The sequence below is a fragment of the Microbacterium sp. 67-17 genome, from assembly GCF_001898325.1.
Lineage (GTDB): Bacteria > Actinomycetota > Actinomycetes > Actinomycetales > Microbacteriaceae > Microbacterium > Microbacterium schleiferi.
In genome coordinates, this window is record NZ_MKTR01000006.1 from 124,660 (window position 1) to 148,183 (window position 23,524).

The 23,524-nt window shown below is 67.0% G+C and carries 22 protein-coding genes; 13 read left to right on the forward strand and 9 right to left on the reverse strand.

What is annotated here, in order from left to right; genetic code table 11:
• The first annotated feature begins 20 nt into the window (after positions 1-20).
• The 5 genes from BGO47_RS02465 to BGO47_RS02485 all read left to right on the forward strand — a co-directional run bounded on the left by BGO47_RS02465 (position 21) and on the right by BGO47_RS02485 (position 6,237).
• Complete coding sequence (locus tag BGO47_RS02465) at positions 21-890, forward strand: carbohydrate ABC transporter permease (RefSeq protein WP_292708354.1); 870 nt, start codon at positions 21-23, stop codon at positions 888-890.
• Positions 887-2,842 (forward strand): glycogen debranching N-terminal domain-containing protein, encoded by a 1,956-nt coding sequence (locus BGO47_RS02470; RefSeq protein WP_292708212.1) that lies wholly within the window; start codon positions 887-889, stop codon positions 2,840-2,842. The genes BGO47_RS02465 and BGO47_RS02470 overlap by 4 nt, the downstream gene beginning before the upstream one ends.
• Positions 2,843-2,931: 89 nt before the next feature.
• A complete protein-coding gene (locus BGO47_RS02475) occupies positions 2,932-3,135 on the forward strand; it encodes a cold-shock protein (protein WP_292708214.1) in 204 nt (67 codons plus the stop codon).
• 271 nt (positions 3,136-3,406) lie between these two features.
• Positions 3,407-4,501, forward strand: coding sequence for an acyl-CoA desaturase (locus BGO47_RS02480; RefSeq protein ID WP_331791148.1), 1,095 nt, complete (start codon positions 3,407-3,409; stop codon positions 4,499-4,501).
• Between the two features lie 257 nt (positions 4,502-4,758).
• Positions 4,759-6,237, forward strand: a complete 1,479-nt coding sequence (locus tag BGO47_RS02485; RefSeq protein WP_292708218.1) for a DEAD/DEAH box helicase — start codon at positions 4,759-4,761, stop codon at positions 6,235-6,237.
• Positions 6,238-6,360: 123 nt separating this feature from the next.
• Here BGO47_RS02485 and BGO47_RS02490 read toward each other — a convergent pair whose 3' ends face one another.
• Positions 6,361-7,308, reverse strand: coding sequence for an aldo/keto reductase (locus BGO47_RS02490; RefSeq protein WP_292708220.1), 948 nt, complete (start codon positions 7,306-7,308; stop codon positions 6,361-6,363).
• Positions 7,309-7,440: 132 nt separating this feature from the next.
• Between BGO47_RS02490 and BGO47_RS02495 the strand changes: the two genes are divergently transcribed.
• Positions 7,441-9,084 (forward strand): carbohydrate-binding protein, encoded by a 1,644-nt coding sequence (locus BGO47_RS02495; protein WP_292708222.1) that lies wholly within the window; start codon positions 7,441-7,443, stop codon positions 9,082-9,084.
• 74 nt (positions 9,085-9,158) lie between these two features.
• Positions 9,159-10,838 carry a glucose-6-phosphate isomerase gene (gene pgi, locus BGO47_RS02500; RefSeq protein ID WP_292708223.1) on the forward strand — a complete coding sequence of 560 codons (1,680 nt, stop codon included), beginning with the start codon at positions 9,159-9,161 and terminating at the stop codon, positions 10,836-10,838.
• A gap of 38 nt (positions 10,839-10,876) precedes the next feature.
• On the opposite strand, the gene BGO47_RS02505 is transcribed toward pgi, so the two are convergent.
• Positions 10,877-12,127, reverse strand: coding sequence for a serine hydrolase domain-containing protein (locus BGO47_RS02505; protein ID WP_292708224.1), 1,251 nt, complete (start codon positions 12,125-12,127; stop codon positions 10,877-10,879).
• 67 nt (positions 12,128-12,194) lie between these two features.
• On the opposite strand from BGO47_RS02505, the gene BGO47_RS02510 reads away from it, so the two are divergent.
• Entirely contained in the window at positions 12,195-12,761 is a 567-nt protein-coding gene (locus tag BGO47_RS02510) for a ribonuclease H (protein ID WP_292708225.1), read from the forward strand.
• Positions 12,762-12,780: 19 nt separating this feature from the next.
• On the opposite strand, the gene BGO47_RS02515 is transcribed toward BGO47_RS02510, so the two are convergent.
• The 4 genes from BGO47_RS02515 to BGO47_RS02530 form a co-directional block, all read right to left on the reverse strand.
• Positions 12,781-14,154: an ATP-binding protein gene (locus BGO47_RS02515; protein WP_292708227.1), complete on the reverse strand. Its 1,374-nt coding sequence runs from the start codon at positions 14,152-14,154 to the stop codon at positions 12,781-12,783.
• 735 nt (positions 14,155-14,889) lie between these two features.
• Complete coding sequence (locus tag BGO47_RS02520; protein ID WP_292708229.1) at positions 14,890-15,885, reverse strand: NAD-dependent epimerase/dehydratase family protein; 996 nt, start codon at positions 15,883-15,885, stop codon at positions 14,890-14,892.
• A 65-nt stretch (positions 15,886-15,950) separates the two neighbouring features.
• Positions 15,951-16,991 carry an LLM class flavin-dependent oxidoreductase gene (locus BGO47_RS02525; protein ID WP_292708356.1) on the reverse strand — a complete coding sequence of 347 codons (1,041 nt, stop codon included), beginning with the start codon at positions 16,989-16,991 and terminating at the stop codon, positions 15,951-15,953.
• A 66-nt stretch (positions 16,992-17,057) separates the two neighbouring features.
• Positions 17,058-17,597 (reverse strand): GNAT family N-acetyltransferase, encoded by a 540-nt coding sequence (locus BGO47_RS02530; protein ID WP_292708231.1) that lies wholly within the window; start codon positions 17,595-17,597, stop codon positions 17,058-17,060.
• A 68-nt stretch (positions 17,598-17,665) separates the two neighbouring features.
• Between BGO47_RS02530 and BGO47_RS02535 the strand changes: the two genes are divergently transcribed.
• A complete protein-coding gene (locus BGO47_RS02535) occupies positions 17,666-18,127 on the forward strand; it encodes a DUF6790 family protein (RefSeq protein WP_292708233.1) in 462 nt (153 codons plus the stop codon).
• A 54-nt stretch (positions 18,128-18,181) separates the two neighbouring features.
• On the opposite strand, the gene BGO47_RS02540 is transcribed toward BGO47_RS02535, so the two are convergent.
• A complete protein-coding gene (locus BGO47_RS02540) occupies positions 18,182-18,619 on the reverse strand; it encodes a YdeI/OmpD-associated family protein (RefSeq protein WP_292708235.1) in 438 nt (145 codons plus the stop codon).
• Positions 18,620-18,750: 131 nt separating this feature from the next.
• Between BGO47_RS02540 and BGO47_RS02545 the strand changes: the two genes are divergently transcribed.
• Complete coding sequence (locus BGO47_RS02545; protein WP_292708237.1) at positions 18,751-18,933, forward strand: hypothetical protein; 183 nt, start codon at positions 18,751-18,753, stop codon at positions 18,931-18,933.
• A gap of 64 nt (positions 18,934-18,997) precedes the next feature.
• Positions 18,998-20,083, forward strand: a complete 1,086-nt coding sequence (locus tag BGO47_RS02550; protein WP_292708239.1) for a PQQ-dependent sugar dehydrogenase — start codon at positions 18,998-19,000, stop codon at positions 20,081-20,083.
• Positions 20,084-20,098: 15 nt separating this feature from the next.
• Here BGO47_RS02550 and BGO47_RS02555 read toward each other — a convergent pair whose 3' ends face one another.
• Entirely contained in the window at positions 20,099-21,004 is a 906-nt protein-coding gene (locus tag BGO47_RS02555; RefSeq protein WP_292708241.1) for a helix-turn-helix domain-containing GNAT family N-acetyltransferase, read from the reverse strand.
• Between the two features lie 134 nt (positions 21,005-21,138).
• Here BGO47_RS02555 and BGO47_RS02560 point away from each other — a divergent pair, with 134 nt between their 5' ends.
• Together BGO47_RS02560 and sigJ are read left to right on the forward strand one after the other, a co-directional pair.
• Positions 21,139-21,903: an NAD(P)H-binding protein gene (locus tag BGO47_RS02560; RefSeq protein ID WP_292708243.1), complete on the forward strand. Its 765-nt coding sequence runs from the start codon at positions 21,139-21,141 to the stop codon at positions 21,901-21,903.
• Positions 21,893-22,789, forward strand: a complete 897-nt coding sequence (sigJ, locus tag BGO47_RS02565; protein WP_292708245.1) for an RNA polymerase sigma factor SigJ — start codon at positions 21,893-21,895, stop codon at positions 22,787-22,789. The genes BGO47_RS02560 and sigJ overlap by 11 nt, the downstream gene beginning before the upstream one ends.
• Here the strand turns inward: sigJ and BGO47_RS02570 are convergent.
• Positions 22,746-23,441 carry a YoaK family protein gene (locus BGO47_RS02570; protein WP_292708247.1) on the reverse strand — a complete coding sequence of 232 codons (696 nt, stop codon included), beginning with the start codon at positions 23,439-23,441 and terminating at the stop codon, positions 22,746-22,748. The two genes, sigJ and BGO47_RS02570, sit on opposite strands and share 44 nt — an antisense overlap.
• Positions 23,442-23,524: the final 83 nt, after the last annotated feature.

Consider the following 23,524-nt stretch of genomic DNA (forward strand, 5'->3'; position numbering starts at 1 on the left):
CATCCGTGTCGTCTCCCACGATGGCCGCGACGGTGCGTCCCCCTGGGCGACGACGCCTCCGGGGTCGGGTTCTGACGTGGCAGATCGCGCTGTATGCCGTGCTCGTCGTGCTCGCGATCATCTACATCTATCCGTTCCTGGTGCAGGTCGCCACGTCGTTCAAGACGGATGCGGGTGCCGCCGCAGATCCGGTCGGCCTCATCCCTGCCCCCTTCACGTGGGCCGCTTACCAGCGACTTTTCCTCGAGTCGGCGTTCCCGCTGTGGTTCGCCAACTCGGTGGTCGTCACCATCAGCGTGACCCTCGGGCGCGTGTTCTTCGACTCGCTGGCCGGGTACGCGCTCGCGCGATTGCGGTTCCGGGGGAGAGGCGTCGTGTTCGCCCTCCTCATCGGGGTGATGGCGGTGCCGGCCGTCGTGCTGCTCATCCCCAAGTTCCTCGTGATCAACCAGCTAGGCATCTACGACTCGTACACGGGCATGATCCTGCCGCTGCTGGTTGATGCCGCCGGGGTCTTCATCATGAAGAACTTCTTCGAGTCGATCCCGGTGGCCGTCGAAGAGCAAGCGCGTGTGGACGGTGCCGGGACGTTCCGGATCTTCTGGTCAGTCGTGCTGCCCATGGCTCGCCCCGCGCTGATCACGATCATCATCCTGTCGTTCCAAGGCTCGTGGAATGAGCTGAGCCACTTCATCGTCTCGACGCAGTCGCCCGAACTCACGACCCTCACCAAGGGCGTCGCATCGCTGGCCAGCGGGCAGCTCAGCCAAGGCTCGCAGTACCCGATCAAGCTCGCAGCAGCGGCCATCATGACGGTGCCCGTCGCGGTGATCTTCTTCATCTTCCAACGCCGCATCATGAACACCAGTGAAGGAGCCGTCAAGGAATGACCGACGCCCCCCATCCGCCCCGCCAACCGCTGCTCAGTGACGCCGTCATCGTCCTCCGCGCCCCGACGCAAGTCTGGGGTGGTCGCGATGGCGACATCGGAGACGCTGCGATCGACGGCGTGTTCCACGGTGACGTACGCGTCATTCGCTCGCTGACCCTCACCTGCGACGAATCGACGCTGGAGACGATCTCCACGGTCCCGCACGGCGCCGACCATGTCGTCTTCGGGCTGCTCGCACGCGGGGTCGACGATCCGATGCCAGACCCCAAGGTGCGAATTCTGCGTGATCGTCGAGTCGGCGATGGATCCGTGGCCGAGACGTTCACGGTGCACTCCCATGTCGCCCACGCGATCCGTGTGACTCTTCGGGTCGAGATCCATCCCGAGTTCTCATCGCTTCACGACGTGAAGGCCGGAGCGCCCGTGGCGCAGGCTTTCACGATCGAAGAGGTGTCAGCCGAACGGATGCGGGTCACCGCGGGCTCGGGAACGGTGACGGTGGAGGCGCCTGACGCGGCAGTGGATGCGCTGGACGGAGTCATCCGGGTGACCTGGTCGATCGAGCTCGAGCCGGGTGCGATCGTCGAGCGAGGTATCCGGGTCGAGATCACAGATCCAACCCTCGTCGTGCGCGGCGCGGTATCGGCGGCGCCGTGGGACGCGCCCACCGTTGCGGCCGACGTCGCCGACCCTCGCCTGCAGAGGTGGGTGGCAGCGGCGCTCAGCGATCTCGACGCGCTGCGGATGTCGCTTCCCGCGTCTCCCGATGACGAGTTCTTCGCGGCCGGCGCACCCTGGTTTTTCACCCTGTTCGGTCGGGACTCGCTGTGGGCGGCCAGGTTCGCCCTGCCCGTTGCCCCCCAGATCGCCGCGTCGACGCTGCGCGTGCTGGCAGGGGTGCAAGGAGATAGGCACGATCCTGCGACGGCCCAGGAACCGGGGAAGATCCCGCATGAGCTCCGCTCCGCCGGAATGCAGCTGCCGGCCGAGGGTGTCGCCTTACCCCCGCTCTACTACGGCAGCGTCGATTCGACGCCGCTCTGGGTGTGCCTGCTCGTGGATGCGTGGCGGTCGGGAATGCCCGAGACACAGGTGCGGGACCTGATCCCTGCGCTGCGGGCAGCGCTGCGCTGGATGGTCGAGGAAGGCGACTCGGACGGGGACGGTTTCCTCGACTACATCGACCGTTCCGGCCACGGCCTTGCCAACCAGGGCTGGAAGGACTCCGGTGACTCGATCCAATGGCGCGACGGGCGGCTGGCCGAAGGCCCCATCGCCCTGTGCGAGGTACAGGGTTACGCCTACGAAGCCGCGCTCGGCGGGGCGGATCTGCTCGAGAGCCTCGATGGTGCGCAGTCCGATGACGCGGGAGAGCCGGCAGCGCTGCGGCGGTGGGCGCAGGCGCTTCGGGAGCGTTTCGCCGAAGCGTACTGGGTTGAGACTGTCGAAGGCCGGTACCCGGCGATCGCCCTGGATCGACACAAGAACCCGGTCGACACGCTGACGAGCAACATCGGACATCTGCTGGGCACCGGCATCCTTGATCAGCGCGACGAAATGGTGGTCGCCGACCTGTTGCGGGGCGACACGCTGTCCAGCGGCTACGGCATCCGCACGATGTCCACCGACGCTGCCGGGTACTGGCCGCTGTCGTACCACGGTGGCAGTGTGTGGGCGCACGACACCGCGATAGCGGCCTGGGGGATGGCGCGAGCGGGGTTGAGAGAGGACGCACTCGCGGTCGCGCAGCAGCTCATCGACGCTGCAGAGGGATTCGACTATCGAGTACCGGAGCTCTACGCGGGAGACTCCCGGGCACAGTCTCCGGTTCCGACACCGTACCCCGCGGCCTGCCGGCCACAGGCCTGGTCGGCCGCTGCGGCGATCGTCTGCGCAGGCATCCTTTCGTGGAACAGTTCGTCACGAGATCACAACATCCTTACGGCTTAGGCGTCCCGTGCCGTAGTGTGAGTCCCGCGCCGGCTTCCGGCGTGCGGGTCGCGCACTGTGACCCGGAGGTATAAGAAGGAAAAGACGATATGGCCACCGGCACCGTCAAATGGTTCAACTCCGAGAAGGGCTTTGGCTTCATCGCCCCCGATGATGGCTCTGCCGATGTGTTCGCGCACTTCAGCGCGATCGCCGGCAATGGCTACCGCAGCCTCGAGGAAGCCCAGAAGGTCGAGTTCGACACCGAGCAGGGCCCCAAGGGTCTGCAGGCGGCGAACATCCGCGCACTCTGACACAATCCTCGCGAACGCGCCTCTCCGAAGCCGGAGTCGGCGCGTTCGTTGTTTTCGCGGAGGATCCGTCGCAGCAGCGACGTGCTCCAGCCTGACGATGTGCCGTGAACACGCGAGTATTCGGATGCCGACATATCGCCCTCCGTAGTGTTGGGCATAGCGAACGGCAACTGCCCTTGGCATCCATCCCGCGGCGCGCACGACGTGCGGCGCACGAATGAAGTCAGGTGCCGTTGTGCCGTCATCCTCTGTATCTTCTCGCCCTCCCGTCGTGACCGACTCAGCCCGACTCGGGCCGGTTCGCCAGACCTACGCCGGGACCGCTGAGTTCCCCCCGGTAGCGCGTGCGTACACACAGGTATCGCAGGTCGTTCGTGAACTCGGGCTGTTGCAGCGCACGCCGTGGTTCTATGCCGCGGTCGGCGCGGCGATTGCCCTCGGCTTCGGCGGTGCCATCACGGGATTCATCCTTCTGGGCGACAGCTGGCTGCAACTGCTGATGGCTGCTGCGTTCGGCATCCTGTTCACTCAGGTCGCCTTCCTCGCGCACGAGGCCGCGCACCGCCAGATCCTCGCGAGCGGCCCGGCCAACGACCGGCTGGCCCGCGTCCTCGGCGGGATCGTCGGCATGAGCTACTCGTGGTGGGACTCCAAACACTCGCGCCACCACGCGAACCCGAACCGCGTCGGCAAAGACCCCGACATCGAGGTCGACACGATTTCGTTCCTCGAGACGGATGCCGCAGCATCGCGCGGCATCGTGCGCATGATCACCCGCAAGCAGGGGTGGCTCTTCTTCCCCCTGCTGACCCTCGAGGGCATGAACCTCTACGCACTGAGCTTTCGACACCTGCTCTCGCGAGGGCCCGTCAAGGGCCGATGGACGGAGCTCGGCATCCTGACCCTGCGTTTTGGCATCGTGCTGGTGCCGATCTTCCTGTTGCTGCCGCTGGGCATGGCCTTCGCGTTCTTCGGAGTCATGGTTGCCGTGTTCGGGGTGTACATGGGGGCGTCGTTCGCGCCGAACCACAAAGGGATGCCGATCATCGCGCCCGACGCGAAGCTCGACTTCTTCTCGAAGCAGGTCCGTACCTCGCGGAACGTCGCCGGCGGTTGGTGGGCGACCTGGCTCATGGGGGGCCTGAACTACCAGGTCGAGCACCACCTGTTCCCGAGCATGTCGCGCCTGCACCTGGCGCGGGCCCGTGAGATCGTGCGCGACTACTGCGCCACCCACGACGTTCCCTACACCGAGACCTCGCTCTGGCGCTCGTACGCGATCGTCATCGACTACCTCAACAGGGTCGGGCTGGCCGCCCGCGACCCGTTCGACTGCCCCATGGTTTCGGAGTACCGTCGGGCCTGAGCCTCCCCGACCCTCGGCGCGCGATCACCGTCCGGACGGAGCTCCCAGGTATCACTGGTAGTGTCTTTCACGGCGGACATCGTTCTCGATCTCTGCCGGCGTCGTCGATACGCATCCCGGCCTGACGGTCCGGCTCTCTTCTCGAACGGCGAACCGATGCGCGAACCCGCGCCGTCGCCAATCCTCCGCTCACCACAGCCCTTCGCCGCTTCACGCGGCTTGTGCAGCTGTGCGCGGACAATCACGAAAGCATCCCCATGACTACTTTCCTTGACCTTGGCGTGCCCGCAGTGCTCGCCGAGGTGCTCAGCTCCTCGGGCAAGACCGAGGCATTTCCGATCCAGCGCGACACGCTGCCCGACTCCCTTGCCGGGCGCGACGTGCTCGGCCGCGGCCGCACCGGCAGCGGCAAGACGATCGCGTTCGCGCTGCCGCTGGTCGCGCGTATCGCGGCATCCTCAACCCCGCTGACCTCCGGTCGCCCGCGCGGCCTGGTCTTGGCGCCCACCCGGGAGCTTGCGACGCAGATCGCCGCGACGATCGAGCCGCTCGCAAACGCCGTCGGCCTGCGGGTCACGACGATCTTCGGTGGCGTCAGCCAGCGTCCGCAGGAGCAGGCGTTGCGCGCCGGCGTCGACATTGTCGTGGCCTGCCCCGGTCGCCTCGAAGACCTCATGAAGCAGCAGGTCGTCCGTCTCGACCGCGTCGAGGTGAGCGTGCTCGACGAGGCCGACCACATGGCCGACCTTGGCTTCCTCCCGGGCGTCACACGCATCCTCGCTGCAACGCCGGCCGATGGTCAGCGCCTCCTGTTCAGTGCCACTCTCGACGGCGGCATCGATGTGCTCGCTCGCCGGTTCCTGTCATCGCCCGTCAGCCACGAGGTCGACGAGTCCAGTGTTCCCGCCGGGGAGATGACTCACCGCGTGTTCTTGATCCCGGGCACCGAGGAGAAGACCGCGCTCGTTCGCGAGCTCGCTTCGGGCCAGGGGCGCCGCATCCTCTTCACCCGCACCAAGCACCAGGCCAAGAAGCTTGCCAAGCAGCTCACTGCTGCAGGCATCCCCGCTGTCGACCTGCACGGAAACCTCTCTCAGAACGCCCGGGACCGGAACCTTGCCGCGTTCTCGGCCGCACCCGAGGACGGCGGCGTGCGGGTGCTGGTCGCGACGGATGTCGCAGCCCGTGGCGTACATGTCGACCAGGTCGAGCTCGTCGTGCACGTGGATCCTCCCGTCGAGCACAAGGCTTACCTGCACCGGTCGGGGCGTACCGCACGTGCCGGTGCCGAGGGAACAGTTGTCACGGTGGGCCTCGAGGCGCAGCGCCGCGAGATCGCCCAGCTTCTCAAGAAGGCAGGCATCCAGGTCGAGGCGGAGTCTGTGAAGTCATCGTCGGCAGCCGTCGATGAGCTGGTCGGACCGCGCGCCGCGCACCGGATGCTGCCCGTCACCGCGCCGGCGTCATCGCCCCGCACCGCCCGTTCAAGCGGGTCGGGTAGCGGAGGCCAGCGGTCCGGCAGTGGACAGCGCAGCGGCTCGGGTCGCGGTACCCAGCAGGGACGCGCAGCGAAGCCCGGGCACACGGCCAAGCCCGCCCACGCTCACAACCCGCGTCACGCCGCCGACCAGGGGTCCGCGCCGGAGCGCAACCCGCAGCGCGCCGAGGGTGCGCCCGCCCGACGTCGCCGCGGTTCACGCGGGCGCGGCGCGGGTCAGCGCCCCGCCGCCCAGTAAGGAACCAGGTCTCACACGAGGGGTCGCAACACGCCGCACGCGCACAGCGCGACACGGCGTGTTGCGACCCCTCGTGCTTGGTGCTCAGGCGCAGAGGCGACCTGAGACCGTTGAGAGCTCGGCTCAGATATCGGTGGGGGTCCACTCCGAGACGACGCTGAGCTCGTCGAGCTCGTCGTCGGTGAGCTGCAGCGTCGCGCTGGCGAGGAGGTCGGCTACCTGCTCGACGCGCGAGGCGCTCGCGATCGGGGCGACAACGTGCGGCTGTTCGCGCAGCCACGCCAGCGACACCGCCGCCATCGTGCTCGCGTGGGCCGCGGCGATCCGCTCCAAGACGTGCAGGACCTGCAGCCCCTGTGGCGTCGCGTACTTCGCGGCTCCCTTGGCGCGAGGTGACGCGCCGTCCTCGGCATCCGGTGACCGGTACTTGCCCGTGAGGAAACCGCTGGCGAGGGCGTAGTACGGCAGGATGCCGAGCTCGAACTCGTCGGCGATCGGAGCCAGCTCGCTCTCGACCTCGAAGCGGTGCACGAGGTTGTAGTGAGGCTGCAGAGCGACGGGCCGAGCAACGCCGAGGTCGGCTGCGGTCAGCATCCATTCGCGGATGCGTTCGGGCGTGAAGTTCGACAGCCCGATCGTGCGAACAAGGCCGTCATCGACGAGCTTGCCGAAGGCGGCTACAGCTTCGGCGAGTGGAACCTCGGGATCGTCGTAGTGCGCGTAGTACAGGTCGATGGTGTCGATGCCGAGGCGCTCCAGCGACGCCTCGGCGGCACCGCGGATGTTCTTCAGGCCCGGGAAGTCGGGGTGGCGGCTGACCTTGGTTGCGATGGTCAGCTGTGCGGATGGACGGGCGGCGAGCCAGGCGCCGATGATCCGTTCGCTGTCGCCGCCGGTGTTGCCCGGAACCCACGCGCTGTATCCATCGGCGGTATCGACGAAGTCGCCGCCTCCGTCGGTGAAGGCGTCGAGGATCGCGAAGCTCTCATCGCGGTCCGCTGTCCAGCCGAAAACGTTGCCACCGAGGCAGAGGGGGAAGACGTCGAGGTCGCTGGTTCCGATGCGGGTCATGGGTCCATCCTCGCACCGCTACAACGTGAGGAGATTCTCATCGTGTCGTCGATGTCTACCCCGATGCGCCGTCGATAGCGTGTGGCTCGCGACATTCATCTCTGCATCAGCGTCCGCACCCGAGAGGACCCCATGATCGTTCGATTCGCCCGCCCGGGACTTGCGATTCTCGCCGCCGCGGGGATGGTGCTGGGGGTCTGGCTGGCACTCGTCCCGGCGACACGATCGGATGCCGTCTCCTGCGCTCCCACGTGGTCGTCGAGGGCCACGTACGTCGGGGGTGACACGGCCAGCAAGAACGGCATCCAGTACCGCGCGAACTGGTGGACGCGAGGGGATGACCCGGTCACCCACAACGGCGTCACGGGAACAGGCCAGCCGTGGACCTCCCTGGGCGCGTGCGGTGCCGTGCCACCCGCACCGACGGTAACCCCCACACCGACGGTAACCCCCACACCGACGGTAACCCCCACACCGACGGTAACCCCCGCTCCGACGACCCCATCCCCGAGCCCGACGCCGACAGCTTCCTGCACAGTTGCAACCTGGAGCGCAGGGACGATCTACGTCGCAGGAAACACGGCAACGCGCAGCGGCATCCTTTATCGAGCGAATTGGTGGACGCGCGGTGATGACCCGACTACGCACAACGGCGTCACCGGGACGGGCCAGCCGTGGACGTCGCTCGGTTCGTGCGGTGCGACGCCCACCCCCACTCCGACCGCTACGCCAACGCTGACTCCGACACCCACGCCCACGCCGACGCGCACCGCTACGCCCTCACCAACGCCGACGCCGAGCCCTTCGGGAACCCCGGGACTCCCGCCGGAGTTCGTCTTCAGCCCGTACAAGGACGTCACCGTCGGCATGAACTGGAATACCTACGCGATGGGAACCGCCGTCGGCGGCTCATCCCGGCCGCTCGTGGGTGCCGGCGGGCTGCTCGGCAGCAGCACCACAGATCTGGATGCCGTCACCTTGGCTTTCGCGACCGGAACATGCGGGAGCGAGAACTGGGGTGGTGTCGCTGCCCAGGCTTTCGCCGACGCCAACATTCCCGCGCTTGAGGTGGCAGGCGTCGACTACATCGTTTCCACGGGAGGGGCGGCGGGAGCCTTCCACTGCTCCTCGGCTGCGGGAATGACCACGTTCATCGAGAGGTACGCGTCAGATCACTTGATCGGCATCGACTTCGATATCGAATCCGGGCAGTCTGCGGCCGACATCCGTGATCTTGTTGCGTCTGCTGTCGGCGTCCAGCAGGCCTACCCGGACCTGCGGTTCTCGTTCACCCTCGCAACTCTCGCCGCCAGCGACGGCAGTTACGGCGGCCTCAACGCGACCGGCGACACGACAGTGCGCGCGATTCTGGCATCGGGACTGCGCAACTACACCGTCAACCTCATGGTGATGGATTACGGCGCCGCGGGTTCGGGCGTGTGCGTTGTCCGCGGCGGACTATGTGACATGGGAGCCTCGGCGATCCAGGCGACAAAGAATCTCCAACACACCTATGCGATCCCGGCGAACAGGATCGAGCTGACCCCGATGATCGGGATGAACGACGTGCGCGATGAGATCTTCACCCTCGCGGATGTTCAGACCGTCGCCGCTTACGCGAAGACCTCAGGGCTCGCCGGCATCCACTTCTGGTCCCTCGATCGAGACGTGCCCTGTTCGCCGCCGACCCCGTGGGTCTCGATCACCTGCAACTCGGTGACCAGCGGCACCGCCTCGCTGTCGTACACGAACGGCTTCCTTGACGCGCTCGGGTAATGGATGCGCGGCGCGGGGCTAACTCACGGCTGCCGCTCCTGACGTGGGTGCTGCGGTTCGGTAGCGTGTGACGAGTGAACGCACCCGTCGATCCGACAACCACGCCTGCCTGGTCCGCCCTCACCGACGCCGCATCCGGGTTCGCCCCGGATCTGCGTGCCTGGTTCGCCGCCGACCCCGGCCGGGTCGAGCGGATGAGTCATCCGCTTGCCGACCTGCACGTCGACCTGTCGAAGAACCTCGTCACCGATGAGATCCTCGCCTCGCTCGTGCAGCTGGCTGAGCAGACCGGGGTGCAGGAGCGTTTCGCGCAGATGCTCGCTGGCGTGCACCTGAATACCTCCGAGGACCGCGCGGTGCTGCACACGGCGCTGCGTCGCCCGGCAGGGGAGAGCCCCGCGCTCGTCGTCGACGGCCAGGATGTCGACACCGATGTGCACGCGGTGCTTGATGCGATGGATGCCTTCGCCAACCGGGTGCGGTCGGGGGAGTGGCTCGGCGTGACCGGCAAGAAGGTCACGCACGTCGTCAACATCGGCATCGGCGGGTCGGACCTCGGCCCCGTCATGGTCTACGAGGCCCTGCGGCCCTATGCGAACGCCGGGATCGAGGCGCGGTTCGTCTCGAACATCGACCCGACCGACATGGCGCAGAAGACCGCGGACCTCGACCCCGAGACGACGCTGTTTATCGTCGCCTCGAAGACCTTTACGACGCTCGAGACCCTCACCAATGCCCGGCTTGCGCGAGACTGGCTGTGGGCTGGGCTCACGGCATCCGGTGCCATCGACGGGACGGAAGCCGCCAAGACTGGTGCCGTCGCTCACCACTTTGCGGCTGTCTCGACCGCGCTCGACAAGGTCGCCGCGTTCGGCATCGACACCGACAACGCATTCGGCTTCTGGGACTGGGTGGGCGGCCGCTATTCGGTCGATTCGGCGATCGGGCTCTCGCTCACCATTGCGCTCGGTCCGGATGCCTTCCGTGACCTGCTCGCCGGATTCCACGCCGTCGATGTGCACGTTGCGACGACCCCGCTCGAGCGGAATGTGCCGGTGCTCATGGGCCTGCTCAACGTCTGGTACACGAACTTCCTCGGCGCACAGACCCACGCGGTGCTGCCGTACGCGCAGCAGCTGCACCGGTTCCCGGCATATCTGCAGCAGCTCACGATGGAATCCAATGGCAAGCGCGTCCGCTGGGACGGTTCGCCGGTTGTGACCGACACCGGTGAAGTGTTCTGGGGTGAGCCCGGCACGAACGGGCAGCACGCGTTCTATCAGCTCATCCATCAGGGCACCCGGTTGATCCCTGCCGATTTCATCGCCTTCGTCAACCCCGCCTACCCGCTCGAGGATGGCGGCCGTGACGTGCACGGACTGTTCCTGGCGAACTTCCTCGCCCAGACCAAGGCGCTGGCGTTTGGCAAGACCGCCGAGGAGGTCGAGGCCGAAGGGTCAACCGGGGCGCTCGTGGCCGCGCGCACCTTCCCGGGCAACCGCCCCACCACGTCGATCTTCGCGCCCGCACTCACTCCGTCGGCGCTCGGTCAGCTCATCGCGCTGTACGAGCACATCGTGTTCACGCAGGGGACGATCTGGGGCATCAACTCCTTCGACCAGTGGGGAGTCGAGCTCGGCAAGCAGTTGGCTTTGCAGATCGCTCCGGCTATCGAGGGTGACGCTGCCGCTGTCGCGGCGCAGGATGCTTCCACCCAGGCTCTGCTGGAGTACTACCGCACTCACCGCCGCTAAGACGGTGCGGGGCATCCTTCCGTAGGGGAGGCTGCCCCTCAGTGGTGGGTGGAGTGGTGGGTGGGCGGGGCCTGCTCGGCGGCGAGCACGCCACCCAGCTCGCGGAAGAGGCTGTCGGCCAGGTTCGGGTAGAGACCTTCGGCGTCGAAAGCCTCGGGCAAGAACGTGACGGCCACCGAGATCGAGAGGTCCTCGTCGGCGAGGTACGCGGCCACCGCGGCATACCCGCTGAAGAGCGGGTTTTGCAGGATCCAGTCCCCAGAGGTGACCAGACCGATGCCGTAGGTGTACGGCTCGATCTGGGTGAAGCAGGACGGGCACCCGTCGACCGGTGAGCCAAATCCGCGCAGCTCCGTGGAGGTCATGGCGTCATGGGCTTCGGGGGAGAGGAGCTCACCGGTGCCGATGGCACGGATCGTGGTGTCGAGGTCGTCGATCGTCGAGGTCTGGACGGCGCCGTGGGGGAGCGTCCACGACGGGTTCCAGTAGGTGCTCTCTTCGGTGAAGACCCGACCATCGGTGATGTCGAAGAACGGGCGCCGCTCCGAGGTGAAGGCGTGCAGGGCGGGCTCGGGAATCTCGCCGGTGAGGCTCGCGTGAGTGCCGGTCAGGCCCAGCGGATCAAGGATGCGCTGCTGGATGAGCTGATCCAGGGGCGTGCCGGTCGCAGCTTCCAGCGCCTTGCCGAGGATGACGTACCCGGTGTGGGAGTACCCCCAGTTCGTGCCGGGCTCAAACCACAGGGGCTGATCGGCGCCAAAGGCGATGAGCTCGTCGGCGGTCCACATGCGGTACGGGTCGCTGTAGCTGCCCTCGACGAACGCGGGATTGGGGACGAAGTCCTGGATGCCGGAGGTCATCTGCGCTAGCTGCAGCAGGGTCACCTCGTCGGCATGCGGGATCTCGGGCTCCCACACCGAGAGGCGATCATCAAGATGGAGCACTCCTTCATCGGCAAGCTGGAGAAGCACCATCGCGACGTAGCTGATCGCTACGGCGCCGTTGCGGAAGTGCATCTCGGGTGTTGCGGGTACCCCGGTGATCGACTCCCCGAATGCTTCACGAAAGATCGTCTGTCCGTCGCGGCTGACTTTGACGATCGCGGCCCGGACTGGCTGCGTGGCGATGAAGTTCTGCACCGTCGTCTCGATCAGGGCGGCCTCGGTGCTCGTGGCAGTTGCTGAGGCATCCGGAGTCGCTGAGGCATCCGGAGTCGGCGCGGTGCATCCGGTGAGCGCGGCGACGACGAGCGCGGCACTGACAGCGGCGACGAGGGGTGAAAAGCGCATGAGCGACAGTGTGTCAGATCTGTCCCGCGTGCTCTGCTGGGCGCTGCTGGCTGGAAGACTAGAAGGCGTGCCAGATCCGATCTCCCCGCATCCGACCGACCGGTACATCGTCGCCACCGACGGTGCCTGCAAGGGAAACCCGGGGCCGACCGGATGGGCGTGGGTCGGGGAGGACGGCAATTGGGCGGCGGGGTCGCTGCCGGAGGGCACCAACAACATCGGCGAGTTGCTGGGGTTGCTCTATGCGATCACTGATCATGCCGATGTGACCGAACTCGTCATCCAGGCCGACTCGAAGTATGCGATCGACACGTACTCGTCGTGGATGGACGGCCACCGCCGTCGTGGATGGGTGACCAGTGCGAAAAAGCCGGTGGCCAATCGAGACATCCTCGAGCGTCTCATCGCCGCCCGCGACGCCCGCCGCGCGGCGGGAATGCCGGATGTCGTGCTCGAACATGTGCGCGGGCACAGCGGTCATCGCCTCAACAGTTGGGCCGACGAGCGTGCCGTGCGCGCGTCCGAGCATGCGGCGAAAGGCGAGGCTCTCGTGTGGACGTCACTGCGGGGGCTTGACCCGCTCGACGTTTCGACCGACCCGCCTCGGTCGGCTGCCGACCGGAACCGGCGCTGAGCGCAATATCGGGGGCGTCCTAGACCATGCTCGATTCGGTGCGTGCCGTCGGAAGGATGAGCGTCACGATCACGCCCTGCCGCTCGGGAGATGAGATCTCGACCCGGCCGTTGTTCGCTTCGATCAACTCGCGGGCGATCGCGAGTCCGAGTCCGACGCCGGGCGTCTGCGCCACCTCGGCATCTGGTGTGCGATAGAACCTGTCGAACACGAAGGGAAGCTCGTCTGGCGCAATGCCGGGGCCGGTGTCGCTGACCGCGATCCGCACGGCAGCTATGTCTTGCCCATCCGAGTTTGTGAGAGCATCGTCGACTGTTTCGGCGTGTATCCGCACCGTGCTTGCCTGCGGTGCGAACTTCAGCGCATTCGAGATGAGGCTTCCCAGTGCGCGCACGAGTTCGTGATGCACACCGCAAACCGTCCCCTCGGTCCCACCGACGACGAGCTCGGTTCGTCGTTCGGCTGCGGTGTCGCGGAACGGCGTGAGCGCCTCCTCGATGAGAGCCGCCACCGGGATCGAGACGTGCAAGCTTGGTGCGCTCGCGTGATCCTTTGCTCGTGCCAGGAAGAGCAGATCGTCGGTGAGGTCCGCCAGCCGGGCGGTGTTTCGTCGTGCGACCGACACCCACTCCCGTGACGGCCCGGTCAGCTCCTCTGCATCGTCGAGCAACTCGAGGTATCCACTCACGTTCGCGATCGGTGTGCGCAGCTCGTGGCTCGCTGTCGCGATGAAGTCGACCTGCCTGCGTTCGAGTTCGAGTCGTGCCGCCAGCGTCCTTGCCCGCTCGGTCTCGGCCGCCAAGCGGTCCTGCGTCGTACGCACGCTATCGGTGATGTCAACGAGTTGCACAGAGATCCGCGGTGTGGCGCCGCTGGTCTCGGAGGCGTCGATGTTCAGGATGCGCTCGTTGGCCTCGAGCGTGACGAGGCGCTGGAGCTCCAGGCTCTGCTGCGCGGCATCCCGGAGCGGACCGGGACGCCAGCGCCTGTGTGCGTCGAGATCCTCGCTGAGGATGCGGCGGGCGGCCGTGTTTACGAGGAGCACCGCCCATCCATCGCCGCGGCACTCGGCGACGAGGAGTCCGACACGAGAATCGACGATCCCATTGGTGACGAGGTCAGCCACGTTCCGGGCGGACAGGGTGGCTGCGCGCAGTTCGTAACTGGCCGCAGTGAGGAACAGGTTCGTGCTCGCGGCCATGAACAGGAAGAGCGTGACCAGGAGCGCCGCTGTGGTGGGAGTGAGAGCGTCGTCGTTGAACGGACCGAACCCGGCCACGGTGGTGCCGAGGATGACCGTGTTCGCGATCAGCGACTCCGTGTGCGCCGCGCGAATGGGAAAGCGAAACGCCGCCCACGCGAGGATCCCGATGGGAAGGAACGTGAGGGGCATGGTGGCGCCGGCGACGATGAGGAAAGTGAGGATGCCGCCGAGGGGGGATGATGACCTGGAGGGTGATCTCGACCCACCGAATGGGTTGTCCGAGGTGGGGCGGAAGGACGGCGAACGGAGCGATCATCAGGATCGCCGCAGCGTGCGAGGCAGCGACGTGCGCGGCAGTCTGAAGAGGGCTCGCCGCAGTACCGGCGACGATGACGCCGATCAGAAGACCGAAGACGCTGGATGCGGCGATCGTCGACAGGGCGAACCGCCAGGCAGCGCTCACCGATCGAATCCGAAAGCCCCGGGGGTGGCGCCACAAGAGAATGGTCGCGAAGATGCCCACTTCCACCGCATTGGCGACGCCGAAGGCGCCCGCGATCGGGACATCCCGCCCACCCAGAATGTTCGCCGCCATGGTGACGACGGCCACCATGACCAGAACCGCCCACCATCGAGATCGCGGAACCATCAGGATGAACAGTGCCGAGACTCCAGCGGCGGGCCACCAGGCGGCGACGGAGCCACCGGGCGGTGTCATGTTCACGCTGATCAGCGAGAGTGCGAAGATCGCTGCGGCGGCCAGGAGCCAGGCCCACCATGACGGTCGCGTGAATGCCGCGGCATCCGTCACGGCTCGCCGATCATCCCCCGCCGCCATGCAGAGAATCTACCGTCGCGACACGTCGTGTGGTCGGGATCTCTCGGAATTACGGCAGTTGTCGTAGGCCTGCCCGGGGAGGGGCCTCAGGGTTCCGGTTCGCTCGTTCTCCTTCGTCTGCCCGCAATGTCGCGAACAACATAGCCCTCGTCGGTTCGAGTGAGTCCCGCCCGTCGCGGACGATGGATGCCGCGCGCTCGCTCGTCTTCGAGAGTCCGGGCTATCGTCACGGCGAGTGAGCGGGTAGCGCCGCCCGAGGCGAGAAAGGCGTCGGCGCGACGCCGGGCGAATCCGGTGTAGTCGGCTGGAAGCCAGAGGGGGAGCGACCGGGGGCCGGCCCAGTAGGCGACGTCGTGAGCGAGAAGCTCGTCATCCGTTGCCGCGATCACTTCTCCGCGGAAGCCGGTAGCGCGCCGCGTCTGCTCGAGGACGTCGGTGAACGCATGCGGCGGCCCGACGGCGTTGGCTACGCCGGTTGCACCGTCGACGCCGACGAGAAGGAGCCAGGCCGCGAGGTCGTCGACGTCGATGACCTGCACGTGGCGTCCAGCGGCCGTTGGGACGAGTGCGGGACCCGGCTGCAGGAAGCGCGCCATCCAATACCCGAACCGGTCCGAGGGGTCGCCCGGGCCCACGATCAATCCTGGTCGTGCGACGAACAGCCGGTCACCGACCGCGGCGGTCGCGGCGCGTTCCGCAGCGACCTTTGCATCCGGATACTGCGAGAGGTCCTGTGGCTCCACGAGATCCGCGGACTCTCCGGCATCCGGCTCGTCATTTCGCTCATAGACCGAGACGCTGGATACCAGCGTCCAATGGGCGGCGTTGTGCGAGAGCGCTCGGAGCGCGCCGGTCACGAGGTCGGGCGCGTACGAGAGCTCGATCACCTCGTCCCACGGACCGGACACCTCGTCGTAGGCGGAGGGCAGGGTGCGGTCGGCGCGGATGAGTCGCACGCCTGGGGGAGCTGATCCCGCGCTCCCTCGGGCCAGGCACACGACCTCGGCACCGCGCTCGCGCCATGCTCGGGCAACGCGCCCTCCCAACCAGGCGGTTCCGCCCAGCACCAGCACCCGCGTCACGCGTTCAGCCAACCAGACGCCCGCCTATCGGCGCTTCCCGGTTCGCTGCGGGCTGACGATCAGCGCTAGGCCGTCACCGCGTCCCGGGTCGACTTCCAGCCCAGCGCGGGTGCGACGTGCTTCGCGAACGCCTCCACGATTCGCAGGTTGAAGGCCACACCCAACTGGCTGGGGATCGTGAGCATCAGCGTGTCAGCCGACTGCACGGCGGCATCCGCCAGCAGCTGCTCGACGAGGGCATCAGGGGCTCCCGCATAGGTCTTCCCGAAGGTCGAACGCATGCCGTCGATGTAGCCGACGCCGTCGCCGTCCTGGCGGCCACCGAAGTACATCTCATCTTCGGCGGTCGTGATCGGGAAGATGCTGCGACTGACCGACACTCGCGGTTCGCCCGCGTGACCGGCCGCACGCCATGCCGCGCGGAACGCGTCGATCTGCTGGGCCTGAAGCTCATCGAAGGGCAGGCCGCGATCCTCGGTCAAGAGGGTCGACGACATCAGGTTGACGCCCATCCGTCCCGCCCACTCGGCGGAGTCGCGGTTTCCGGCACCCCACCAGATGCGCGAGCGAAGCCCGGGGGAGTGCGGTTCGATGCGCTGCAGCCCAGAACCGCCGCCGAAGGGGCTCATCGCGTCGCGCTCGGCCAGGCCCTCTCCTTCGACTGCGCGAAGGAACAGGTCGAAGTGTTCGCGGGCGATGTCGGCGCCGCGCGGGTCGGTCGAGCCGGTGTAGCCGAACGCCTCATAGCCGCGAACGACGGTCTCGGGTGAACCACGGCTGACGCCGAGGGCGAGTCGTCCCTCGCTGATGAGATCGACGGATGCCGCTTCCTCAGCAAGGTACAGAGGGTTTTCATAGCGCATGTCGATGACGCCGGTGCCGACCTCGATGCGCTGGGTCTTGGCTGCGATAGCGGCAAGTAGCGGCATGGGAGAGGACTGCTGCCTCGCGAAGTGGTGCACCCGGAAGTAGGCGCCGTTCACGCCAAGGTCATCCATGCCCTGCGCCAGATCGATCGCCTGGAGCATGGAGTCCTGCGCCGTCAGGATGTGTCCGCCGCCGAGGGGACCGTAGTGGCCGAACGATAGGGTTCCGAATCGCTGCATATCTGATTCAACCTCCAAGGGGGTCAATCTATTCCGGTGAATGGATGCTGGGGTAGTAGGCGGCGATCACACCGGCCGGGCGAGAACGAAGTCGTGCTCGAGGCGCTCGCCGACGCGGAAGCGTTTCTCGCCGACGGCGGTGAATCCGTGTTTCGCATAGAACCGCTGCGCGCGGACGTTCTGTTGATTCACGCCGAGCCACACATGACGGATGCCACTCGCACGTGCCTCGTCGATCGTGCGCTCGAGAAGGCGTGCGGCGACCCCCGATCCGTGAGAGGAAGGGAGGGCGTAGCACTTCGACAGTTCGGCAACCGGGCGCGTACGGTCGTCACCGAGCGCGACGTGGACGTCGGTGTCCGTCGGTTCGCCGAGCACGAGCATCGTGTAGCCGACGAGCCTGCCCTCGATCTCATCGACGAGCACGACGCGGTCGGGGTCGACGAGGTAGCCGAGGAAGGATGCCTCGCTCAGGTGTGCATCGATGAACGCGCTCTGGTCGAGAGCCGTCGACTCCGGCGGGCACGCCAAGGGGAACGTCTCCGCGGCGAGCTCATGCAGCGCTGCGGCATCTTCCGGGGCGGCACGACGGATCACGGCATCCATTCTGCCGTTCGCGCCGCTAGCTTTGGCATGAGAGCCGCATCGTCGCGGCCCGATCTGGGAGTGTGCCCGTGTACGCATTCATCGTCCTGCTGCAAACGCTGATCTTGCCTGTCGTCTCAGGTGGGATCCAGCTCCTGGTGTCAGGAGGACACCCCCTCCTCGTCTTCGGTCTGTGGTGGGGGTTCTGGGGCGTTGGTATCCGTCTGACACTGGCCGGCCTCAGTCAGGTGATGAAACCCGACCGCACGCGCAAGATCCTGGGAGTCGATTCGACGGATGCCAACCAGGTCGTCCAGGAGCTCGGCTATGCCAACCTCGGGATGGGGGTGACAGCACTCGCGATTCCTTTCCTGCCGGCGTGGGGTGTGCTCTTGGCGGTACCAGGAGCGATCTTCCTGCTGCTTGCCGGCCTGCGGCACGTGTCCAAACCGGGCAAGAACACCGCCGAGCAGGTGGCCACGTGGACCGACCTGCTCGTCTTCCTGGGTGTGACCGCGGGCGTGGTGGGGCTCGCGATCGTCGGGTGGTGACCGGGCCTGTGTGCGCAGGAGAGCGGGGAGTTCGTTGGCGCACCGCGACGCGGTTCAGCCCTGAAGCTGTTCCACGACCTTCGTAATCCGACGCGCGCGGGTGTCGGCGGCATTCGCTTCCTCGACGGATCGGGCATGCTCTTTGCGGCGCGACGGCGCCAGGGCGTCGAAAGCTGCGCGCACGCCGGCGGCATCCAGAGCAAGCGTGAGGTCCTCGGGTACCTCGATCTCGCGAGGAGCGGTGTCGAGTTCGACGGTGACCCGGTGTTGTTCCCCGCCCGAGACTCCGGCAGCAGACCAGGTTGCCGCGTTGACCGGGATGAGCGAGAGCCCGCGCATGACCCCGACCGTCGTGCGGTACTCGTAGCCGTTGAGTATGACGCGAACGGGCGGGCGCTTGCCGCCGCCGATCTCGGCGATCTGCTCGTCAGAGAGCGGGATGCCGACATTGTTGCCGCCGGTGCGAAGCAGTTCCACTGTGAACGTCGGCATGAACTCTCCTTGCTGGATCGACGTGTGGGACTCGACCCCTCGGCACGAGGATCCCAGAACATCGCATCGAACGGAACGGGCGATCCTGGACGGATCGCCCGCAGTGGGCGGGTCGTCCGTAGGCTGGAGGCATGAACAAAGGCACTCTCTGGACGATCCTCGGAGTCATCGCGGCGATCGTGATCGCGTGGATTCTCGTGGAACTCCTTTGGGGCGTTGCGCTGCTCATCGTGAAACTTGTGGTCGTGGCGGTCGTCGCCCTCTTCGTTTTCTTCCTGCTGCGCGCAGTCTTCTCGCGGTCCTCGTCTGAATGAACACGCGCACGGTTCGGGGCACAGCTGGCGCAGCGCTCCTCGCTGCGGCGCTGACCCTGACCGCGTGCGTGGAATCGGCATCCGAGCGCGTGCAGACCCCGAGCGCGGAGGCGACGACGCCGGCGGCAACACCACTCCGAGTACGTCATCGATTCCCGCGATGTGGCGCTCGGCCGGTGCGCCGACCGCCGTGGCGGCGAACCTGAGCGTGCCGTGGTCGGTCGTGCCCTTCGCCGATGGGACGCGCATCGTCAGCACGCGCGGCGGCGAGATCGTCGAGATCGACGCGAGCGGTTCGGTACGTACGATCGGCGGGATCTCCGGCGTGAGCGCCACCGGTGAGGGTGGCCTTCTCGGGCTCGCTCTGCTCGAGAAGGATGCCGAAGCGTGGCTTTACGCCTATCTCACGAGCTGGGACGGGAACCGCGTCATCCGGATGCCGCTTCTGGGCGCTCCTGGTGAACGTGGTCTCGGCGGTGAGCAGATCATCCTCGAGGGCATCCCGAAGGCGAACACGCACAACGGCGGACGTATCGCTTTTGGTCCGGACGGGTACCTGTACGTCGCGACAGGGGATGCCGGAAACCGGGATGCATCGCAAGATCCCGGTTCGCTCGCGGGCAAGATCCTGCGGATCGACGCTGAGGGCTCACCGGCGCCGGGTAACCCGTTCGGCACTGCCGTCTACTCCCTCGGGCACCGCAACGTGCAGGGCTTGGCGTGGACCGACGATGGCGCTCTGTGGGCCACCGAGTTCGGTCAAGACCAGGTGGATGAGATCAACCGCATCGTGCCGGGCGGTAACTACGGCTGGCCGATCCACGAGGGGGCCGCGGGGGATCCCGCATACATCGATCCGATCGTCACCTGGCCGACCGATCAGGCAAGCCCCAGCGGTCTGGCGGCTGTCGGGAACACCCTGTTTGTCGCGGCGCTGCGCGGTGAGCGGGTGTGGATGCTCGATGTCGGCCCCGAGGGGATGATCGGCGATCCGCAACCCCTGTGGATCGGGGAGTTCGGTCGCATCCGTGACGCTGCGGTCGACGACGACGAACTGCTGTTGCTGACCAGCAACACCGACGGGCGCGGCACGCCAGCGGGTGACGATGACCGGCTGCTTTCGGTTCCGCTCGTCGAGGCGGCACCGTAGGTCGAGAAGAGCGCCTTAGCTGGCGAGGCGCTTCTCGAACCAGTGATGCGCGTAGGGCTCGTCGTTGAATGCGGGAATCTCGACATAGCCCGCTGACCGGTATAGCCGAATGGCCTCGGTGAGTGTGCGGTTGGTATCGAGCCGCACCACCGTTGAGCCGGCATCCCTCGCGGCATCCTCGATGGCGGTGAGCAGGCGCCTGCCCAGGCCCATGCCGCGTGTCTCGGGGGCTACCCAGAGGCGTTTGATCTCTCCGACGCCGTCGGGGTGAAGCTTGACGCCCACGCATCCGACGACGGTGCCCTTGAGTGTTGCGATCAGAAAGCGGCCCGCCGGGGGGCGGAGCGCGTCTGCGGGGGCGGGGCGGGTCGTGGCGGGATCGAATCCCAGCTCGAAGCGCTCCGCGAGCACGGCGTAGTACTGCGTGATCGCTTCGCGGGCTGCGGGTTCGTCGGGGTCGGTGGGTGAGATCTCAATTGCTGAAGCGGTCAGAAGTTTGCGCGTTGTTGCAGCGGCCGAGAGCAACTCTTCGCGTTGACTCGGCGTGAGCGGCTCGAGGATCGCGTCGGCAAGATCATCAGACAGGCGATCCAGGATGTCGACCTCAGCGCGTCCGGCATCCGTGATCTCTGCTCGACGCACGCGGCTGTCATCGCCGGATGCGACCGTCACGATGAGTCCCTCGTGCTCGAGAGCGCGGAGCATGCGGCTGAGATAGCCCGAGTCAAGACCCAGACCAGTTCGCAGATCCCGTACCTCCGCCCCGTCGGTGCCGATCTCCCAGAGCAGCCGGTCCAGGGCCAGTGACCGGCCCCGGTCGAGGTACTGGTCTTCGAGAACCCCGATCCGCTCGGTGACCCTTCTGTTGAAAGCGCGCAGCTCCGCGCGCGCGTGAACGGGGTCGGGCGGGCTCGAACTCATATCTCTGACTATAGTCAGACAATCCTCCGGATTCGAGATCTGGATCGGGAGCGACCTCACACTCTGGGGAGCCACGTCGTCCTGAATGATGAGAGCGTGCGTCCTGGTCGTGACGACGCGGACGAGGAGGAATCATGCGCATCGCCGTTGCAGGTGGAACCGGAACGGTGGGTCACCACATCGTCGAGCAAGCGACGAGAGCCGGGCACGAGGTCGTCGTGCTCTCGCGCTCGAACGGCGTCGATCTGGTGGCAGGCGACGGCGTGCGAGCCGCTATCGAAGGAGCGGATGCTGTCATCGACGTCGCATCGATCCAGACGCTGTCGGCCCGAGCATCTCGCGAGTTCTTCGGGGCGGTGACTGAGAACCTGCTCGCGGCTGCCCGCGGCGCCGACGTTCACCACGTCGCGCTGTCGATCGTGGGTGCGGCGCAGGCTCCCCACGGCTACTACGCGGGCAAGTTCCTGCAGGAGCAGCGGGTGGCGGCATCCGCCGGGCACTGGTCGATTCTGCGGGCGACGCAGTTCCATGAGTTCGCCGTCCAGGTGCTCGCGCAGGCGAAGGTCCTCGGCGCGCACCTCGTGCCGCGGATGCGGTCACAACCCGTGGCCGCGTCCGAGGTTGCCGCTGCGCTGATTCAGATCGTCGAAAGCGGCGCACACGGCAACGCGCCCGACCTCGCGGGCCCGCGCGAAGAACGGATGGCAGACCTCGCCCGGAGCTATCTGCGTCGGACGGGATCCACCGCGCGGGTGCTCGAGGTGCGGCTCCCCGGTGCGCTGGGTGCCGAGATTGCGAATGGCGGACTGCTGCCTGGGCCGGGCGCCCGCCTCGGGTCGCAGACGTTCGATGACTGGCTTGCTCAGCGCGGTGGCTCCGGGAGAACCGATGACCGATGAGACTCTCGACGACGAGGCGATCGCCGAACGTCGGCACCTCGTATCGCTCGCGTTCCGGATGCTGGGCACCGTCGCCGAGGCCGAGGATGCCGTGCAAGAGACATATGTGCGCTGGTATCGCCTCAGCGACCAGGAGCGGGCGTCGATCGTGTCACCGCGCGCCTGGCTCACTCGGGCGGCGAGCAGAATCTGTCTGGACATGCTCGGGAGCGCGCGGGCGCGGCGCGAGAGCTACGTCGGGGAGTGGCTCCCGGAGCCGGTGCCGGTCTCGGCGTTCGCTGCTCCGCAGGAATCCGATGGCCTAGACCCGCTTGACCGCGTGAGTCTCGACGACTCGGTCTCCAGTGCGCTGCTGACGGTGCTGGAGTCGATGACACCGGCGGAGCGTGTCGTGTTTGTGCTGCACGAGGTCTTCGCGGTGCCCTTCCGCGAGGTCGCTGAGGTGGTCGGGCGAACGGATGCCGCGTGTCGCCAGCTCGCGGCATCCGCTCGCCGTCGGGTACAGAGCGCCGGGGCGCGTCGCGTCTCACGGGAGGAACACGACAGGGTGGTCTGGGCTTTCGCGGCGGCCGCCCAGTCGGGTCGCCTCGATGAGCTGGTGGCCGTGCTCGACCCGGAGGTCGTGCTGCGCTCGGACGGCGGCGGTCATGTCAGCGCTGCCCGCAGGCCGGTCGTGGGCGCCGACCGCGTTGCTCGCTTCCTCCTGGGTACCGCGAGCAAGCGCCCCGAGGTTCAGCTGCGACCTCAGCAGACGCCCGACGGACTCGGCTTCGTCATGTGGTTGGATGCGCGGATCATCGGGGTCGTGACGCTCGAGGTGGGCGAGGGGAGTGTGCGCGAGGTCAGGCTGGTCTTGAACCCCGAGAAGCTCTCACTGTGGAACTGACAGCGGCGACGACTCCCGCGAACAATGCGCCGTACCAGAGCGCTGCCGTTCCGGTCACTGCATAGACGGCCGCGCCGCAGACCGCGCCCACTGCGATGGCGAGCCAGAGTGCAAGGTAGCGCAGCCATCCGGTGCGGTCGCCGCCGCGCAGTGCACCGACGATTCCTTCGCCGATCTTCACGAGCGCGCCGGTCATATAGGTGATGCCGAAAGAAGGCCCGCCGCTGCCACTGAAGACGGTGTTCACGGCTCCCATCGCGAGCGAGAGGCAGAGCGCGGTGGGCGTGACGGCCAGCAGCGCCGCGCCAGTCACCGCGTTGGCGTCGATCGGGGGAGCGGATGCCACAGCCGCACCGACCGCGACCAGCACTGCCACGCCGAGCAGAACAATCCATCCCCGGTCGCGCCGCGGTGTTCGGACCACCGTCCCGGCCATGACCCCGACGACGAAGGCGACGATCACGGCGAAACCGAAACCTGCGGCCGCAAGATCGCCCCCGGCAAGCTCGACGCCGGACTGGGTCGTGTTGCCGCTCATGAACGACACGAAATAGCCGCCCAGATAGATGAACGCGACGCCGTCGATGTAACCCGCCAGCACCGCGAGGAGTACGGCGATCGCGAGCCGAGAACGGGGGAGTGAATCGACCACGGGCGGGCGGCATCCTTTCCCGCGGCGATCCTCGCGCGGTCTCAGCGCCCACAGTAGCGCTGCGCGCCATTTCGGCTGCGCGG